At 47.0% G+C, this 17,404-nt stretch carries 17 protein-coding genes and 1 tRNA gene; 6 read left to right on the top strand and 12 right to left on the bottom strand.

The features are described from left to right. The first annotated feature begins 89 nt into the window (after positions 1-89). The gene (locus KNO65_RS00270) at positions 90-389 is read left to right on the top strand and encodes a hypothetical protein (RefSeq protein WP_196430684.1); all 300 of its coding nucleotides are present in this window, start codon (positions 90-92) and stop codon (positions 387-389) included. A 306-nt stretch (positions 390-695) separates the two neighbouring features. Here the strand turns inward: KNO65_RS00270 and KNO65_RS00265 are convergent, their stop codons facing one another. From KNO65_RS00265 to KNO65_RS00250, 4 genes are all read right to left on the bottom strand, one after another. After that, positions 696-1,121 (bottom strand): hypothetical protein, encoded by a 426-nt coding sequence (locus KNO65_RS00265; RefSeq protein ID WP_214781044.1) that lies wholly within the window; start codon positions 1,119-1,121, stop codon positions 696-698. Positions 1,122-1,206: 85 nt separating this feature from the next. Continuing rightward, entirely contained in the window at positions 1,207-1,971 is a 765-nt protein-coding gene (locus KNO65_RS00260) for a DUF817 domain-containing protein (RefSeq protein WP_214781040.1), read from the bottom strand. 8 nt (positions 1,972-1,979) lie between these two features. Further along, complete coding sequence (locus tag KNO65_RS00255; RefSeq protein WP_214781037.1) at positions 1,980-2,840, bottom strand: metal-dependent hydrolase; 861 nt, start codon at positions 2,838-2,840, stop codon at positions 1,980-1,982. Between the two features lie 200 nt (positions 2,841-3,040). Further along, on the bottom strand, positions 3,041-4,048 hold the full coding sequence (locus KNO65_RS00250; protein WP_214781035.1) for a helix-turn-helix transcriptional regulator: 1,008 nt from the start codon (positions 4,046-4,048) through the stop codon (positions 3,041-3,043). 116 nt (positions 4,049-4,164) lie between these two features. On the opposite strand from KNO65_RS00250, the gene KNO65_RS00245 reads away from it, so the two are divergent. Further along, a complete protein-coding gene (locus KNO65_RS00245) occupies positions 4,165-5,010 on the top strand; it encodes an alpha/beta fold hydrolase (RefSeq protein WP_078146867.1) in 846 nt (281 codons plus the stop codon). A 24-nt stretch (positions 5,011-5,034) separates the two neighbouring features. On the opposite strand, the gene KNO65_RS00240 is transcribed toward KNO65_RS00245, so the two are convergent. The 7 genes from KNO65_RS00240 to KNO65_RS00210 form a co-directional block, all read right to left on the bottom strand. Continuing rightward, on the bottom strand, positions 5,035-5,448 hold the full coding sequence (locus KNO65_RS00240) for a YhfM domain-containing protein (RefSeq protein ID WP_214781032.1): 414 nt from the start codon (positions 5,446-5,448) through the stop codon (positions 5,035-5,037). A 100-nt stretch (positions 5,449-5,548) separates the two neighbouring features. Continuing rightward, on the bottom strand, positions 5,549-6,967 hold the full coding sequence (locus KNO65_RS00235; protein WP_214781029.1) for a glycoside hydrolase family 32 protein: 1,419 nt from the start codon (positions 6,965-6,967) through the stop codon (positions 5,549-5,551). Positions 6,968-6,986: 19 nt separating this feature from the next. Further along, the gene (locus KNO65_RS00230; RefSeq protein WP_214781026.1) at positions 6,987-8,417 is read right to left on the bottom strand and encodes a sucrose-specific PTS transporter subunit IIBC; all 1,431 of its coding nucleotides are present in this window, start codon (positions 8,415-8,417) and stop codon (positions 6,987-6,989) included. 2 nt (positions 8,418-8,419) lie between these two features. Next, complete coding sequence (locus tag KNO65_RS00225; protein ID WP_214781023.1) at positions 8,420-9,358, bottom strand: carbohydrate kinase family protein; 939 nt, start codon at positions 9,356-9,358, stop codon at positions 8,420-8,422. A gap of 107 nt (positions 9,359-9,465) precedes the next feature. Beyond that, on the bottom strand, positions 9,466-10,455 hold the full coding sequence (locus KNO65_RS00220; RefSeq protein WP_214781020.1) for a LacI family DNA-binding transcriptional regulator: 990 nt from the start codon (positions 10,453-10,455) through the stop codon (positions 9,466-9,468). 47 nt (positions 10,456-10,502) lie between these two features. Then, on the bottom strand, positions 10,503-10,979 hold the full coding sequence (locus KNO65_RS00215) for an N-acetyltransferase (protein WP_159562258.1): 477 nt from the start codon (positions 10,977-10,979) through the stop codon (positions 10,503-10,505). An 87-nt stretch (positions 10,980-11,066) separates the two neighbouring features. Further along, positions 11,067-11,930: a cation diffusion facilitator family transporter gene (locus KNO65_RS00210; RefSeq protein WP_196430674.1), complete on the bottom strand. Its 864-nt coding sequence runs from the start codon at positions 11,928-11,930 to the stop codon at positions 11,067-11,069. Between the two features lie 181 nt (positions 11,931-12,111). Here KNO65_RS00210 and KNO65_RS00205 point away from each other — a divergent pair, with 181 nt between their 5' ends. The 4 genes from KNO65_RS00205 to KNO65_RS00190 all read left to right on the top strand — a co-directional run bounded on the left by KNO65_RS00205 (position 12,112) and on the right by KNO65_RS00190 (position 15,965). Then, positions 12,112-12,423, top strand: a complete 312-nt coding sequence (locus KNO65_RS00205) for a hypothetical protein (protein ID WP_012726238.1) — start codon at positions 12,112-12,114, stop codon at positions 12,421-12,423. A 40-nt stretch (positions 12,424-12,463) separates the two neighbouring features. Continuing rightward, positions 12,464-13,255 carry a class I SAM-dependent methyltransferase gene (locus tag KNO65_RS00200; protein WP_214781017.1) on the top strand — a complete coding sequence of 264 codons (792 nt, stop codon included), beginning with the start codon at positions 12,464-12,466 and terminating at the stop codon, positions 13,253-13,255. A gap of 138 nt (positions 13,256-13,393) precedes the next feature. Next, positions 13,394-15,787 carry an immune inhibitor A domain-containing protein gene (locus tag KNO65_RS00195; protein ID WP_214781014.1) on the top strand — a complete coding sequence of 798 codons (2,394 nt, stop codon included), beginning with the start codon at positions 13,394-13,396 and terminating at the stop codon, positions 15,785-15,787. Between the two features lie 107 nt (positions 15,788-15,894). After that, positions 15,895-15,965: transfer RNA gene (locus KNO65_RS00190), tRNA-Thr, on the top strand. Positions 15,966-16,119: 154 nt separating this feature from the next. Here KNO65_RS00190 and KNO65_RS00185 read toward each other — a convergent pair. Then, positions 16,120-17,286, bottom strand: coding sequence for a tyrosine-type recombinase/integrase (locus KNO65_RS00185; RefSeq protein WP_214781011.1), 1,167 nt, complete (start codon positions 17,284-17,286; stop codon positions 16,120-16,122). Positions 17,287-17,404 lie beyond the last annotated feature (118 nt).

The following is a 17,404-nucleotide window of genomic DNA, read 5'->3' as shown; positions in this document are numbered from 1 at the left end:
ATTATGCAAATAGAAACAATTTTCTGAAATTTATATGGGTTAATTTGTATGATACAATGTATAGATAGAAATATTTAGGGGGTTAAAGGATGTGGATTATTTTTGGATTGGCGGCGATCGGCGCAACGCTTATTAATTTGACCGTATTTATGATGGAGAAGGACTATAAGCTGCCGATGGCGATTGCCCTATCATTAGTTGCTCTCACGTTATGCGCCGAATATAGTTTGCTCAACATGTGGGTCGAAGCAAAAGACTGGGGTGCCATAACAGATGTCGTCCCCGGCATGTCACGCGCGCTTTGGTTCTTAACGGTTGCGGCAATCTTTATGAATATCCTTCCGATCTTTTTAGAGAGAAAACGAAACAAGATGAAGGAATCGAAATGATTGGTAGGACGTTCAAGAAATTCCGGTCATATGGTGCATGACAATGAATCATAAACTTATTGCGATTCTCGCTAATCCATTTGGTGTTTTCATTTTTGTCGTAATTTCACTGTCTTTGATATGGCAGGCCATACTCAGTCTCTTATCGTCTCAGCACATCTTGTTCATAACCAATTTAGTCGGAGGACTGGGTTTTATCGTCATGATGTTGCTTTTATGACATACATACAGGAGTCAATAATAGTAAAGCGTGTTCGAAGCTATAAAATTAGCTTTGAACACGTTTTGTTTTTGAGTTTCACGCAATCAATCATCTGAACGGGTTGAATATAATAGCTCACCGTCAAGTGATCGCAACTCATAATCGATTCCTGATTGCATCTGCTTTGTCATTATTGCGCGACATGTAAACATATGTCCTGGACCATATGCAACGTCCGGAATTTCCTTGAAGCCGTATGACCGCTCTCCGAACCATAGCGTCACGTTCGATGAACCCTTCGATGATCGGTCATCGACGACATAACATTCTCCCGTCTCGACGATGTGATTCGTCGTCATCCGGTCGTACGTTTCCATGCCTGCCATTCCAAGTACAAGAAACGAACAAAACATTGCGAGACAAGCTTGTCCTAGTTTGACTCGATTCCGAGTCTTTCGCCACTCTCTCCAATAGATGACAAGAGATCCTAGACACAATAATCCAATCAACCAAGTAAGTACAATTTCCAACAACCGAATCACCTCGTTTTACAATACGACTTTCTTCAAAAAAGGATTCGTGTCCCCTCACAAAAAAACTCGACACATGTCGAGTTTAAGGTAATTCATACTCCAATTTTCGCTTTTGCCAAGCGACAAGGAGGATACTGATGATGACGAGTAGGAACCAGGACGACAGTTTTCCTAAATCAACGATGGCCCAACCGTTCAATTGGTCCGGATACGCCCAGCCGTTGTAGAACGTGACAATATTTTCAGCGAGCCAGATAAAGCAGGCAATCAAGAAGAATGACAGGACGACCGGCATCTCAAATCGTCGATCGTCGAGTTTATACGAGACAACCGAGCGACCGAACGCCAAAAAGATGAATGCGATCAACAGCCACCGTAGGTCTAACCAAACATGGTGCCAAAAAAAGTTGAAGTAAATGGCGATGCCAAGTCCGAAGGCGATGATTGGGTGCGGCATCTTCGTAAATCGTAAATCGAGACGACGCCATGCCTGGACGACGTAACTACCAACGCTCGCATACATAAATCCGGCATAGAGCGGGACGCCCCACACTTTTGTGAACGCCTCATCCGGATAACTCCATGACCCCATCTGCACCTTGAATAATTCAAGTCCAAGACCGATGACATGGAACCAGCTGATGACCCTCACTTCTTCCATCGTCTCAAGTCCCGTCTTCACAAGGATCACTTGGACGAACAGACACCAGATGAGTAAGACATCATATCGCGGGAGCGGTAACTCCACAAATTTCGTGACAGCGAGCGCTCCGAAGATGGCGACCGGAAAGATACAACTAAGTGCCTGTTCGTAAGCGAAGATAAAGAGATAACGTATACGTCCCATCCGTTGTCCTACCTTTCGATGTATTCATATAAAAATGAGGATTCGCCATCATAAAACCGCGGGTCAAAGACGCCGAGCCGTTCTTCGTTTGCTACGATGACGACGAACGGCGACCATTTGGTCAATGTGCGCGCCTCATGATTCGCTTCAAACAATGGTTCAAGACTCGCCTTTTCGGCACTCGTCAATTCGTATTGCAAGGTCGCTTCTTGATATATCGAATCTTGAAAGAGCGATACGTCCTCGTCAGTCTTCGTAATGACCGTGAACTGAGTCGGGATAAATGAAGCCGAGAGCGCCACTTCGTCATATTCCTTTGAATAAGACTGATATAAATAGGCGCCCTGCGCACTTTGAAGCGCGACATAAAGAACGAGGGCAGCCCATGCATACCGATACGTCTTATAACGGACTTCTTGTTTACGTGCGACGAGCCAGGCGACCAAGAAGATTCCCCAATAGACAAAATCGACAATCGGGATCACACCGAATGTGATCCTCACGTCCGAGATCGGTTCGAAATACCCTGTCCCCCATGCATTGAACAAATCGGATGTATTGTGTACGAAGACAGACAATAATGCCCACCAAAAATAGCGGATGTCCGTCACTCGAAAGAGAAGGCGAACCAGTATGTAGATGAGCAGTGCAAAGAGCGGAACGAGGAAGATCGAGTGAGTGATGCCGCGATGCCACATCTGATACATGCCTTCCGTGTCCCACAGCCGTGAAATTACATCACTGTCAGGGATTTGGCTCCCGACGAGTGTCGTGACGAATAAGGCTCGTTTTTCATGTTGTTGTAACTCACGCTTATCGGCTGCACCATATAACGTCAAACCGAATAACGTATGTGTAATCGTATCCACGTTCTACCTCCATAGCGAAAGAGACATCTCCCAATCCTGGACGATGTCTCTTCCTATTAGTTCTCTTTATCCATTTTCATGGCGCGTCTTGCGACGATCGTTACGAAAATGACAGCGACAATCGGAATGATCAATGGCATCCAATTCAACATCCGCCTGTCCCCCTTCATCTAGTGTCGCAAGCAGTATAGCACATCTGCTTACTCGATGGAGGAATGAATGCTTGTATGTTCATAAGTAATTGCCATCTTCTCAATCGTTGCTTTCATATGATCACGAAGCGTGAGTGGTTCAACCACTTCTACTTGTGAACCCAAAGATAGCAACCAGTAAATAAATCCGTCAGAAACGGCCGCATCGAAACGGATGAGGAATCGTTCTCCATGTTCAGAAACAGAAACGTCTTCCCCTAACTTGTCAAAGATGACCGGGAGAACGCGTTCGTCGACGGACAAAACGATTTGTTCATCAGATCCGTTATACATATTGAATGATTTTTGATAGTAATCATCAGGTAAATGATGCTTCGGACGAATGGTGCCATCTTCCACAATCTCCGAATTGACGATGCGGTCAACCCGGTAGTTCCGCACCTCTCCGATTGATTCGTCGATCCCGATCAAGTAGTACTGCTCGTGATTCCAATGCAAATCGATTGGATTAACGACGTATCGCTCTCCGTCACGGCGGAGCGGGAACGTTCGTTTCGTCACATCAAATCCGACGACGTCTGTATATTGGAACGAGATAGCTTTTCGTTCATGAATGGCCCGTTGGATACGATCGATATGGTAAGGAATGTGTCCGTGTTTTTTCTTCGGCGTCTTGATGATCGATTGTAGCGTCTTCGCTTCAGGGATACTCGTCAGCATTTGAAGTTTCTCTACAATTTCCTCGGTCACGTCTTCCGAGATAAATTTCGCTGCGACAATCGCATCGACCATCATCCGGAGTTCATGAATCTCAAATAAGCGGGCCGAATGCCAATACTTTTTAGCGAGACCATTCTTCTCCAATTCATCCTGCACTTCAAACCCCGAATTATTCAGTGCCTGGATATCGTCTTTCACCGATTTTTTTGCTAACTTAGAAGTATCTCCTATCGTTGACAAGTACTCGAGCAAATCTTCTAGTGTCTTTGGATTCGCTTCGTCCGTGTAACGTTCGAAGAAACGTCGAACTTCAAGTAACCGCTCTCGGTTATTCACGGTTCTATCCCCTTTCGTCTCTCTGTCTAAATTATGTATAAACAGACATTATCATTTTATTTCCACGAAATAAAGGTATTTTCCATTACAAAACGTTTAAGGAGGCGCCATCTAAGTTGAAATATTATGCACACGTCGACGGCTCAAAAATCGAATATATAGACCGCGGTCACGGTCCCGTCATCGTACTGATCCATGGGACCCAGTCATCGAGTTTAGAACCATACCATGTGGACCAACTCGTTTTATCCGGTTTCCGGGTCATTGTCCCATCTAGACCCGGATATGGAGAAACACCATACTCTTTTTCAGCATCTCCTCAATTGTTTGCATCCCGACTCTCTCACTTGATGCAAATGCTAGATATTGATCGATATCATGTCTATGGCATCTCTGCCGGAGGACCGACCGCGATCGAGCTCGCTTCACAGAATCAGTGTGTCCTTAGTTTGACCCTCGCTGCCGCCGTGACGAGTGTCGTTGATTTCCCGTATCGGGACACGGTCAGCCGAAATGTCGTCCAACCCGCATTTATCGCACTTCAATACATCATGAAACAGTTTATTGCTCGTGCCATTCATAAACATCCATTCGAAGCGACGGCCCGTATGATTCAATCGACGAGCGTGTTGGCACTCGAGACGATTCGAGAAGAGGTGTCTCCTTATGATATTTTCCTCCTGAAACGCGTCGCGAATCAGATGGCGTTTGGACTTGGCGCACAGTTCGATTTGAAACAACGTGTCTCGAGTGAGGTGTTACTCGGTGTGTCGTGCCCAACCTATATCATTCACTCGAAAAACGACAAAGCAGTTCCTGTTCGACATGCCCATTACGCGAAGCGCTTGATCCCACATGCGCAGCTTACGATTCTGAACAGTCCCGGTCACTTGATTTGGGTCGGACGGCAAGCAAGAAAATCAGAGCGACAAATCGAACGATTTATCCGTTTTAACTCCTAAAGCATCTCAAAAAGAGGTGCTTTTTTACGCCTCTAATCCGAGGGCATCAATCAATTGATTCGTTGTATGTTCCGGGATTCTCCAGATAACGTCTGTTCGTTCAAATTCTGTGATCACACTTAGATGGTCCGGTTGTCCGAGCCAAAGCTGATAGCGCTCTTGCTCTCCACCTTTAAATTGTACGATGAGGTCAAAATCGGGTGCTACTTCGATTTCGATGTCTTCGATTACTTCTGAACTTCGTAGCATTTCCGCGAACACTCTCACTTGATCCAACGAGTGGAACTCTAGTGCTATTTTTTCATTAAACGAACCCAGTCCTACCGATTCTGCCACCACCACACGTTCAACTTCTTCATTCTCAATTTCTCCCACTGGATCCCCGAATGGTGCGGTAATCGTTCGAATCGCATCAACCCATTTCATCATTTTTTCCATTCTTTCACCTCTTTCTTCTCTATCTCAATACGTAGATCCAATCAAAACGGTTTCAAAATATGGAAATAAAAAAAGCCGAGCGTTCGCTCAGCTTTTTCACTCATTCATACTTCCAACCGACTACACTTGCATTGTCCCCGACATAGCGAACTCGTTTCTCTTCATCGTTTGGGAAAACGCGAAGCGTGGCCACAGCGTCACCATCGTTGACGAAACACTCGACACTCGATGAGTCGACATACAGCCGAAGGGATGTGACGTTGATCACCTTGGTCCGAGTCGTCCCGAACTCGGTTGCGAACGGTTCACCTGCATTCGTCCGGTCGATGGTCAATTCGGATGTTTCTTTCTCGTATCGAATCACAAGCGACTCATCTTCTGTCTTCAACAGTTCAAGTTTGAAGTCTTCCCCAGAAGTCGACAGTTCCAATTCATAACGTTCAGGAGTGACCATGTCGATCAGCGTACTCGATTCTTTAATAAACTGGTCTTGTCGTAGTTGCTTCATTTCTGGGACAGGTCGTTGTTTCAATACACCATCTTCCACTGATAGTTCACGTGGCAGTGTTAACGCATGTGCCCAGCCGTACCGGTCTGTCGGATATTCGATTTCCGGTAGGCCCATCCAACCGACTAGAATACGACGCCCGTCATGCTCCGTCGATTGCGGTGCATAAAAGTCAAACCCGAAGTCGAGCTCTTCAAACGACTCATGTTTGAAGACGAGTGTCTCCAAATCAAGCGTGCCTGTGACATATCCAGATTGGTAGATGTTGTGGTAGCGATGACCTTCCGGCTCAATCCCTTGCGGAGAAAAAATGAGCACGTGTTTTCCTTCAATTTCAAAGACGTCAGGACACTCCCACATGTAACCAAATGGGGTGAGCTCCGTCTTCACTTCACCTAAAAATGTCCAATCATTTAAGTCAGTTGAACGATATAAGACGACACAACCTGTCTCATCAGTGCGCTGCGCTCCGACAATCGCATAATATGTGCCATCTGCTTCCCATACCTTTGGATCTCGGAAGTGTTCCGTATAGCCTGCCGGGATATCCGGGATGGCCACGTTACGGCGCTCGATCATCCCTTCACGCAGTACACCGATGATTTGCGAGGCGTGACGCGTCCAATCGTCCGTACGATGATTCCCTGTATACATCACGTGAAGGGTGTCGTCCACAACGAAACCACTTCCTGAATAGGCACCATGGGAATCTTCTTTCGTTTCAGGGACTAACGCCACCCCGCGGTCGGTCCAATGGACGAGATCTTTCGAACTGACATGATACCAATGTTTGAGACCGTGAACTGGCCCGAGCGGGAACCATTGATAGAATAGATGGTACTCTCCATCGTAATATGCGAAGCCGTTCGGGTCATTGAGGAGGCCCGTCGGCGGCTGGATGTGGTACCCAAACCGCCACGGGGATGCGGCCGTCTTTGCACGGAGCACCTCCATCTCGAGGGCGCTCACGTCACGGAGTGAACGATAACGTTCGGCCTTCGTCCAATTCATAGTGTCACTTCCTTTTTCGTTACGCGGCTTGTTTGACCGCTTCTTTTTTTGCTTGTCGTTTCGCAAGGATGAATGTCAATCCGAATGTCACGGCAAAGGCGATGACCATACCAATGATATACGAGATGATCGAACCCGGTGCGATTGAGATAATTCCTGGTAATCCGGCAGCACCGAGCGCTACTGCCAATACGTCGTTTCCAACGATGAATGCAGACGCAACGGCTGAACCAACGATGGCTGCGATGAATGGATAACGAAGTTTTAAGTTGACCCCGAACATGGCAGGCTCTGTGATCCCAAGTAATGCAGAGATTCCTGATGCTGAGGCGACACCTTTCATCTTCTTATCAGCAGTCAAGAAGAAGACGGCAAGGGTAGCTGCCCCTTGTGCGACGTTTGACATTGCAGCGATTGGGAAGATGAACGATCCCCCTGTTTCAGCGATATCGGCGAGAAGCTGTGTCTCAATTGCGATGAAGCTATGGTGCATCCCCGTGATAACGATTGGAGCGTAGAGAAGACCCATGATCAAGCCACCGACGAACCCGAGTGAATCGTACGTCCATACTAATCCATCAATGATCAAGTTCCCTGCTTCGCGTGTGATTGGACCCACGAAGGCGAACGTGATGAATGCTGTGAAGAGAAGTGAGAGCAATGGCGTGAGCAAAATATCAAGTGATGCCGGCATGAACTTCCGAATGTTGATTTCAAGTTTCGATAAAATATACGTCGAGACGAGGACTGGTAAGACTTGTCCTTGGTATCCTAACTTCTCAATCTCAAGCCCAAAGATGTTCCAAACCGGAATCTCCTCAACGCTTGCCTGAGCGTATGCATTGATCAAGTCCGGGTGGACCATGATCATCCCGAGCGCTGCACCTAGGTACGGGTTACCACCGAACCGTTTGGCTGCGGAGAACCCTATGAGTACAGGAAGGAAGACGAAGGCGGCGTTTGCGAACGTATTGATCATCGCTGCGAGGTCGGCCATGCCTGGATACTGGTCAATCAACGAACGTCCATCAAAGAACAAATCCGGTGCCGTCAATAAGTTGTTGATTCCCATCAAGAGACCGCCGGCGACGATGGCCGGGATGATTGGAACGAAGATATCCGATAACATTTTGACGAACTGTTGGAGCGGGTTCATTTTTTTCGCTCCGGCTGACTTCACGTCTGTCGTCGACATGTCTCCAAGGCCAGTCAATTGTGAAAATTCCGCATAGACCTTGTTGACCGTACCTTGTCCGATGATGATTTGATATTGTCCGCCTGTAGAGAATGTTCCCTTAACCACATCAAGTTGTTCGAGTGCTTTCTCATCGACCTTTGACTCATCGTTCAATACGAGTCGAAGGCGAGTCGCACAGTGCGCGGCTGCCGCAACGTTTTCTTTCCCACCAATCGCCTCTAGGATCGATGCTGCTTCTTTTTTGTAATCCATCTTCATTTCCCTCCTAACGTTTCATTCACAAGTTGTCGTGATGGAATTGCTGGAATGGCGCCATAAGCTGTACATGTCAATGCACCCGTTACGTTCGCATATTCAATGTCGGAACGTAAGCGCTCCGGGTCAAACCCGAGTGTTGCCAACCGATATAAGTAAGCTCCGACGAACGCATCTCCCGCTCCCGTCGAATCGATACTGTCGATTGAGATTGAAGGAACGATTTCATGATGCGTGCTTGTCGCAATCAACGTCCCACGAGACCCTAGTGTGATGGCAATCTGTTTTGCCCCTAATTCAAGCAGTGCACGAACAGCGTCTTCTAGTTGTTCTTCTCCGGTTAACAAGTATGCTTCTTCTTCGCTCAGTTTAATGAAGTCCGATTCCGCGATGAAGTGTCTCGCATCTTGTTTAAATTGCTCGAGGTCCGTGATCAATGCATCTCGATAGTTCGGGTCGAACGAGATAAACAAGCAATCCCGCTTTGCAAATTGCAATAACTTGAAGTACGCGTCTTTCAATTTTCCATCAAGTAGTGCTGTCGCCGAGCCGAAATGAATGATGTCCCCTGACTCGATCACCGATAAGTCGATCGACTCGAAGGCATACTCCCCGTCACTTCCGCGACGGAATGTGAAGTCCCGCTCTCCGTCCTCTTGAATCGATACGAATGCGAACGTCGTGTCTCCAGACTCCACAAGGTTTTCTGTTCGGACGCCGTTCTCGACCAACGTCTGTTTCAAGAAGAGACCAAACGGGTCATCTCCAACCTGTCCGAGGAAACTAGATTGCCCCCCGTGCTTACTGACGACTGCCGCGACATTCGCAGGTGCGCCTCCCGCCTTCTTGACGAACGTCGTCCCGTTCACGAGATCGCTAGACGCATCCTCGCATACCCAGTCAATCAATAATTCGCCGATACAATGTACGGTGTTCATATCGTCCACCTCCATAAATCATATGAGTTCTTTATTAAATTGGTACCGGTTCCATTTTAGAATAAAAAATGTTGCGGAACCGGTTCCGCAACACAAATTTAAACGATTTAATTTAACTTGTCAACGCTTTCGCGCACTTTTAGTTCAAAAATTGTGAACGTTTTCATTGAGACGTGTTCACCTTGCAACAGCTGTAGCATCATGTCGGCAGCTTTCGCACCAGTTCGGCGATAAGGAAGGTGCACCGTCGTGATGGATGGATGCAGGACTTCCGTGAAATCATATCCTCCAAATCCACTGACAGAGATATCCCTCGGGACAGTGATTTCCTGATTCGCCAATCCTTTCAATATTCCCAAAGCAATGTTGTCGGTCGCACAAACGATTAAGGAAATAGTGCCGACCTCATCCGCCAACTGTTCACCAATTGGAATGGCATCCTCAATCTTAAACGTCGTTTGAATGACTTTGACATTTGCCTCCGACTCTTGAAACGCCCGCAAAAATCCGTCACGGCGTGCTTGACCGACCGCGATATCCGATTCATACACCCCGACATAGACCACGTTTCGATGACCCCACTCCGTGAACTGTTTACCGAGCGCATAGGCCGCATCATAGTCAGGATAGACGAGACTATGGACATTGTCATGTTGCTGACCAATCAACAAGACCGGGATTTGAATCGCCTCAATCGCCTCAAGATGACGTTCCGTGACCGTCGTTCCAAGCCAGATGATTCCTGCGACTTTTTGTTTGGCTAAATTGTATAGCTGTTCGATTTCTCGTTCCGTCTGTTGTGCTGTATTGACGACGAGCATTTGATATCCTTGTTCCGTGAGCTGTTCATCAATCCCCATCATCGTCCGTGAGGCGGCATACGAATCGAGCCGTGGAACGATGACCCCAATCATCTTCGTCTGTTTCGACTTGAGACTTTGAGCGAACTGATTCGGCTCATAGTTCGTATCTCGAATGACCCGGTCGAGTTTTTCCCTTGTTGCCTTTCCAACCGATCCACCGTTCAGATAGCGTGAGACCGTACTTTTGGCGACACCAGCGAGCTCCGCAATGTCTTTAATGGTGACTTGCTTCATCCTTACCCCTCCATATGAAAAAAGCTGACGTGCGAGACGCCGTCAGCTTAATGGTTTACCACATATCGTTTCTTAAAATTTAAATAATACAGACCGTTCCGCTTTTCGAACCCGTTCTGAATAAGAACATGATGCATCTCTTGTTGATGTGGACTCGTCGGTGGGATGCCAGCCCGGACTGTTTGTCCATCCATCAATTTTGAGTCCAGTAAGGCAAGACGCAAACCTTCTGTCGCATATCCTTTGTTTTTGTACGCATCGAACACCATCAGGTCGAGTTGGTATACGCGGGCAAGCTTGAGTAACAAGACTTTACCGACCAGTTTGTCATCGACCATCAAGTCGTAATAGAAGTCTTCTCCATAACTATGCTCTTCTGCGTGATAAAGTTGCTCCGCCCCCATTTCCTCGAGGATCCCTTTTAACTCTTCAGCAGAAACGCCATATGCACTTTCTCCGTATTTTTGAAAGTGTTCATATTCAATCTCATCAATCTGGCGAATAGGTTGACGCACGATGTTCATCCCGTGCCCTCCTTAACTAGTAGTTCAATATCTGTCTGCGCTTATTATAAACGAATCCCTTCATGAAGCGCAAAAGATAACCGAACATCAAACCGGTTCGATATGAATATGCACCGAATCGACCGCATGCTCTTCATCTAGTTTCCGTTCGATATCGTCACACAATTCATGGGCCGCGTCCACAGTCAAATCGCCATCGACTGCAATCGTTACATCGAGCATCACGTGATTCCCAAGATGACGCCCTTTGATTTCCCGAACTTCTTTCACACGTTCAAATTGTTCAATTGTTTCCTCATATGACTCGACGAGATGTGGAGGGAATCCGTCAGAAAGCTGATGGGTGGCATCTAAAAAGATTTGAATCGCTGTCCGGATAATCATGCCGGCAATCACAATTGCTAAGACCGTGTCCATCCAAGGCAGTTGAAAATAAGCGAATAGCACACCAAGTGTGGCTCCGACTGAAATCATAGCATCGGCCAAGTTGTCTTTCGCCGCCGCTTTAAGTGCCAATGACTTTGTTTTTTTCGCGAGGTTCAAGTTGAACCGATACACCCCGAACATGACGAGCGAACTGACGAAGGCGACTACCGCTGCCAACGGGTTCGGTTCGGTATACTCGCCCCCAATTAAGTTCGATAGACTGTTAAAGAAGACGAAAATACCGACCGCAATCATGATTAATGAAGCGATGAGAGCAGAGATTGTCTCCATTTTCGCATGACCATATTTATGCTCGGCATCCCGTGGCAATGCAGCCACCCGAATGCCGATATAGACCGCGACCGAAGCAATGATATCCGTCGTATTGTTGAATCCATCGGCTAGGACCGCTTCAGATTCATATAAGTACCCGAAGAATACTTTTAGTATAGATAAGATCAAATATGCCGTAATCGACACAATCGCTCCTTTGAGCGCTTTTGGTGGATGATTTGTCGTTTCCATCCGCCCACCTCCTTATTAGCTCAGTTAGTATAGCAGGTGACATTCGTGTGGGGATAGAGAAACAATGTTTCTTACAGCCAAAATAAATGGAATATATTCCCGGTAGTTTCGTTTAACTAATTTTATGGTAAAGTAAACAGGAAGAGACCTTAGGGTTAAACCGCAAAAAGAGGTGAAACAGATGTTTACAGAACGTGATGGGATTAAATTACGATTGGAACAAATTGACAGATTGTTAATCGATTTGAATCGCGAGGCGAAGCAATTGATGGCACGTCTCCGCGAATTAGATGCTTCTGGCGAAAATCCGCACGAAGTATCTCTGAAACCTGAAGAACGTGATACGTTGAAGTCGTCAATCGATGAAACGCTTGAAGCGCTACAAAGCCGTTCAAAACGTCCGATGAACGTGAACGATGAGAAGAAGAAAGAACTCGCTTCTCATAAAGCACTTATCGATGAATTATCAGACTTACTCAGTAAGAAAAAATGAGACGCAACTGCGTCTCATTTTTTATGAAGGAGCCCGGATTATGTATATTGTCACTACATGTTTGCGACCGACAGATGATGTCTTGTCTCGAGCGCATACGCATGCCACAGAATACAAGATGAAATTTGTCGACCGACGCAAACTTTCCATTGATGAGTTGAAGAAACGTCATCAACAAGGTGTACTTATCTTTGATAAACGACGTGTCGAGTTCACACCTTTGCATAGTACAGAGCCGTTCTTTTTTCACCCATCGAGCTCCGTCTTTCGGGTAAAGCAACTGAGCCGAGGTGGATCAGATCCACTCATTGATGCCATGCAAGCAAATCCAGGTGATCATGTTCTAGATTGTACACTCGGACTCGGCTCGGACAGTATCGTCATGAGCCATGTCGTCGGTTCAACCGGTAAAGTAATTGGCCTTGAGAGTCAATTCATTACGGCACAGCTCGTCCGGGAAGGCATGTCCGTATGGGTCGAAAAAGATGAGCAGGTCAATGAGGCGATGCGACGCATTGAGGTCGTTCACTCCAACTCTCTCGACTATTTAAAATCGTGTGCGGAAAATTCGTTTGATTGTATTTACTTTGATCCGATGTTTGAAAAGACGATTTCAGAATCGGTTCATCTGAACCCACTTCGCACAATCGCCGACACCTCCCCTCTCACGCAAGAATTGATTACCGAAGCAACACGAGTAGCTATGAAACGAATTGTCTTGAAGGCGCATTTTGAGAGCGATACCTTTGAACGGTACGGTTTCACTCACATAAAACGTAAAACGTCGAAGTTCCATTACGGATATATCGACCTAGAGTCTAAGTCTATTTAGTCAAATTGAACTAAATAGGTCTTTAGACTCCTTTTTTGTTTATTATTTTCTGAATATTGACATTAATCAGACACAAAGAGTACATTTACAACAAGCTCACACATTTTCCCATTATTTTTTAACAGGAGGTTCACACAAATGAAAAAACGTTCCATCCGTCGAACGACACTCGCGGCTCTCATGACATCTGCCATGACAGTCAGTATCGTTCCGGCAGCTGGTGCTGCACCCCTCTCGGTTGCACCATCGGTTCCGACAACGAGCGAGCTCGCTCCGTTCGACCACAATATCATCGATGAAGAGCGCCTCGCGAAAGCTCTCGAGAAACGTGGCGTCATCAAAAAAGGATTGTCTTCATCTGAACGCATGAAAGCAGTCGATGCGTATATCGCGAAAAAGCAAGGCGAAGCGAAAGATCCACATAAGCACGACGACAAAGTCAACGAGAAGGCTTCAAAAGCAAAAGAGAAGATACATACTCAATTCGAAAAGGAATCAAAACGAATTCTTGATAAAGCGAAAAAAGGGCAAGGGAATTACCGTAAAGGGAAACCGAACGGTCAAGTAAAAGTATCTCCTGCCCAGCAATCTGCATACAATGGTTCGGTACGTGAAGATAAAGTCCTTGTCCTTCTCGTCGAGTACAGTGACTTCAAACACAACAACATCATCCAAGAGCCGGGCTATATGTACAGCGATAATTTCAGTAAAGAACATTACGAAAACTATATGTTCGGTGATCAACAATTTGAACTCTTTAACGGCGAAAAGGTGCAAACGTTCAAACAATACTATGAAGAACAATCAGGCGGAAGTTATACAGTTGATGGTGAGGTTTCGGAGTGGTTGACCGTTCCGGGAACCGCAAAAGACTACGGTGCGGACAAAGGCGATGGCGGACATGATAACGTCGGACCGGGACCACGTCAACTCGTCAAAGATGCGTTGAATGCTGCGGTCGCATCTGGAATCGATTTGAAAGAACATGACCAATACGACCTATACGATTTGGATGGAGACGGTGACTTCAATGAGCCGGACGGTCTCGTTGACCACTTGATGATCATCCACGCTGGGACTGGCCAAGAAGCGGGTGGCGGTGCGCTCGGTGACGATGCGGTATGGTCACATCGCTGGGTTCTCGATGGTGTTTACCCAGTAGCCAATACAGAAGCTGCAGTTCCTTACTGGGGCGGAAAAATGGCTGCGTACGATTACACGATTCAACCAGAAGATGGTGCGGTCGGCGTTTTCGCACACGAATTCGGACATGACCTCGGTCTTCCCGATGAGTACGATACGCAGTACACAGGTCAAGGCGAACCGGTTCAATCATGGTCGATCATGAGTGGCGGTAGCTGGGCCGGTAAAGTCGCAGGTACGGAGCCAACAAGCTTCTCACCACAAAACAAAGAATACTTCCAAAAAATCATGGGTGGAAACTGGGCAAACATCACTGAAGTCGACCTTGAAGACATCAACTCTCAAGGATTCGTCGCACAACTCGACCAATCTGTGACGAAATCAAACAACCCAGGCATCGTCAAAGTCAACCTTCCTGATAAGAAGATTAAAGGAATCGAACCAGCTTATGGCGATCGCTACTATTACTCGACAAAAGGTGACGACATCCATACTGAGATGGCAACACCAGCTGTGAAACTTGGTGCGGACGGAGTCCTCGCATTCGATTCATTCTATGAAGTCGAATCGGACTATGATTACTTGTACATCAAAGCCCTTAGCGGTGGTCAAGAAGTCGTTCTCGATGTATTCGGTGACGACGTCAACGGTGCGAACGAAGCAGGCTACCCTGCTGAGACGACGAACGGTGCATGGGTCAACAAATCATACGACCTCTCACAATTCGCTGGACAAGATGTTCAAATCGTCTTTGAATACGTGACAGACGGCGGCGTCGCCATGAAAGGCTTCGCAGTCGACAACTTGTCAATCAAATCAGAATCCGCAACACTCTTCGCAGATGATGCGGAAGGCGCTGAAGCCGTGACGCTCGATGGATTCGTCTCTTCAGACGGATACGATTCAAAACCACACTATTACTACCTTGAATGGCGTAACCACGCTGGGTCGGATATGGGACTTCTCAACGGCCGTGGCGTAAAATACAACACAGGTCTCGTCGTTTGGTATGGTGATGACTCGTACACAGATAACTGGGTCGGTGTCCACCCTGGAGAAGGGTTCCTCGGTGTCGTCGATTCACATCCTGAAGCGCTCATCGGTAACTTGAACGGTCAACAGACAGTCGCAGGTAGCACACGTTACCAAATTGCTGATGCGGCGTTCAGTCTCGATAAGACGCTCGCTTGGTATATCGATTCACCGAGTCGTGGCGTGTACGATTACAAAGCACAGTCTGGCGTGAAGCAGTTCAATGATGCAAACTCTTACATCAACTCGCTCATTCCAGATGCAGGACGCAAACTTCCGCAATACGGTCTCGTCATTGACGTAGTCGGTGAAGCGAAAGACAACTCTGCAGGTGCCGTTTGGATCCGTACAAAATAAACATGTAGCATTCGACCTCCAGTCTTCCTTTATCGAAGATTGGAGGTCTTATTATTCTAAAAAAGCTTGAAAACGACGAATAATCTGTGTAACATAGTTGGTGTAACGCCTCTGTAGGTTAGTGGCAGACCTCAGCAATGGTAATGCTGCAGCACGAGTTCGATTCTCGTCGGAGGCATCAACAATACCGCTCAACCAAGCGGTTCAGAGCACTTCCTGTTTATGACAGGAGGTGCTTTCTTTTTGTCATTGCACAGAAATTGCACAGTTTCCGTTTTTCTGTGTCGTGAGCACCGCTTTGTCGAATCGGTTTTCAATTTGTCGAACGATTGTTACTCATTCGATAGCTTTTGATCCATTAACGCCCCGAACGTCTCCGCCGTCTGTTTCTGGAGCGTCATCGTGACGTGGGTGTACATGTCCATCGTGACACTGATGTCCTTGTGCCCTAACCGCTCCTGTACGACTTTTGGGTGCTCACCAAGTTCGAGCAATAGCGTGGCATGGGTATGGCGCAAGTCATGAATGCGGAAGTCCTCAGGCAGTCCCTTCTCACGCAAGACACGCTTATGCCAGTGACGGAGATAAGAGCGGTGCTTCGGTTTCCCTTCAATCGTGAGGAAGACAAGGTTTGCGAATGTCGGCTCCGGCTCGTTCCGCATCTTCTTCACGAGGAACATCCATTGCATCTTGTACCATTTCAACGTCTGGACCAATTCGTTTGAGATGGTGACGTGACGGACTCGTTTGTTCTTCGTCCCGTCCAGTGAGTAACGCTTGTCCTTCGTGCTGTACGATAACGAGTGAGCGACGCGGATCGTCGCATTCTCGAAGTCGATGTCCGACCAACGGAGCGCCAACACCTCACCGATTCGCATACCAGTATATGCTGCAGTCTTTAAGGCGACGTAGTTCCCGTGGTTCGCCTCTTCCTCGGCCAACTCTTTGCATCCATTCAAATAGGATGTGAGTTGCAGCGAGTCAAATGTGCGAATCTCCTTCTTCGGCATACGGAACTGTTTGATGACGCTGACCGGGTTCTCGCTCACATACTTGTTGCGGACGGCATAACCGAATAGCGAGGAAAGGATGCTTCGATACGTGTTCGTCGTCTCGGGTGCCAGCCCTTCCTCTTGCAAACCCTTCAAGAAAACGCGAATGTCTCGAGTCGTCACCTCTTGGACGACCTTCCCTTTGAAATGGTCCAAGATACGGTTCATTCGTGCTGTGTAGCTGTCTCGAGTGTTGATGGATAGTTCGGCAACGTGCTCGGTCAACCACTCATCAGCCACTTCCTCAAACGTGAGTGACGCATCACTCCGTTCCACTTCATTGAACTCTCCCGATTCGAATCGGTTGATCCAAGCCGTAACTTTCGATTGAATGTCTCGCTTCGTCTTGGCGGTCACATATTTTTGGATGCGTTGTCCCGTGTTGTTATAACCAAGGGTTACGCGCGTGTAATAGATTTTCTTCTTCTCATCAAAGTGAATGTTCATATTTCTCCCCCTACCCTGTGCATGAGAGTAAGCAAAACCATCCTACCTCACTCTCCCTGTATAGACAATCTTACACCAAATAAAAGAACATTTGTTCCTATATTTGAATGATAGGTAG

Origin of the sequence: Exiguobacterium sp. S3, from assembly GCF_018617295.1 — a bacterium.
Taxonomy (GTDB): domain Bacteria; phylum Bacillota; class Bacilli; order Exiguobacteriales; family Exiguobacteriaceae; genus Exiguobacterium; species Exiguobacterium profundum.
This window is presented reverse-complemented; position numbering and strand designations above follow the sequence as displayed.

Excerpts from the sequence above, each read along its gene's own strand:
- KNO65_RS00270 (WP_196430684.1), top strand. The coding sequence starts at position 90 with ATGTGGATTATTTTTGGATTGGCGGCGATCGGCGCAACGCTTATTAAT.
- KNO65_RS00260 (WP_214781040.1), bottom strand. The coding sequence starts at position 1,971 with ATGGGACGTATACGTTATCTCTTTATCTTCGCTTACGAACAGGCACTT.
- KNO65_RS00240 (WP_214781032.1), bottom strand. The coding sequence starts at position 5,448 with ATGGAAAAAATGATGAAATGGGTTGATGCGATTCGAACGATTACCGCA.
- KNO65_RS00235 (WP_214781029.1), bottom strand. The coding sequence starts at position 6,967 with ATGAATTGGACGAAGGCCGAACGTTATCGTTCACTCCGTGACGTGAGC.
- KNO65_RS00230 (WP_214781026.1), bottom strand. The coding sequence starts at position 8,417 with ATGGATTACAAAAAAGAAGCAGCATCGATCCTAGAGGCGATTGGTGGG.
- KNO65_RS00225 (WP_214781023.1), bottom strand. The coding sequence starts at position 9,358 with ATGAACACCGTACATTGTATCGGCGAATTATTGATTGACTGGGTATGC.
- KNO65_RS00220 (WP_214781020.1), bottom strand. The coding sequence starts at position 10,455 with ATGAAGCAAGTCACCATTAAAGACATTGCGGAGCTCGCTGGTGTCGCC.
- KNO65_RS00215 (WP_159562258.1), bottom strand. The coding sequence starts at position 10,979 with ATGAACATCGTGCGTCAACCTATTCGCCAGATTGATGAGATTGAATAT.
- KNO65_RS00210 (WP_196430674.1), bottom strand. The coding sequence starts at position 11,930 with ATGGAAACGACAAATCATCCACCAAAAGCGCTCAAAGGAGCGATTGTG.
- KNO65_RS00205 (WP_012726238.1), top strand. The coding sequence starts at position 12,112 with ATGTTTACAGAACGTGATGGGATTAAATTACGATTGGAACAAATTGAC.
- KNO65_RS00200 (WP_214781017.1), top strand. The coding sequence starts at position 12,464 with ATGTATATTGTCACTACATGTTTGCGACCGACAGATGATGTCTTGTCT.
- KNO65_RS00195 (WP_214781014.1), top strand. The coding sequence starts at position 13,394 with ATGAAAAAACGTTCCATCCGTCGAACGACACTCGCGGCTCTCATGACA.
- KNO65_RS00185 (WP_214781011.1), bottom strand. The coding sequence starts at position 17,286 with ATGAACATTCACTTTGATGAGAAGAAGAAAATCTATTACACGCGCGTA.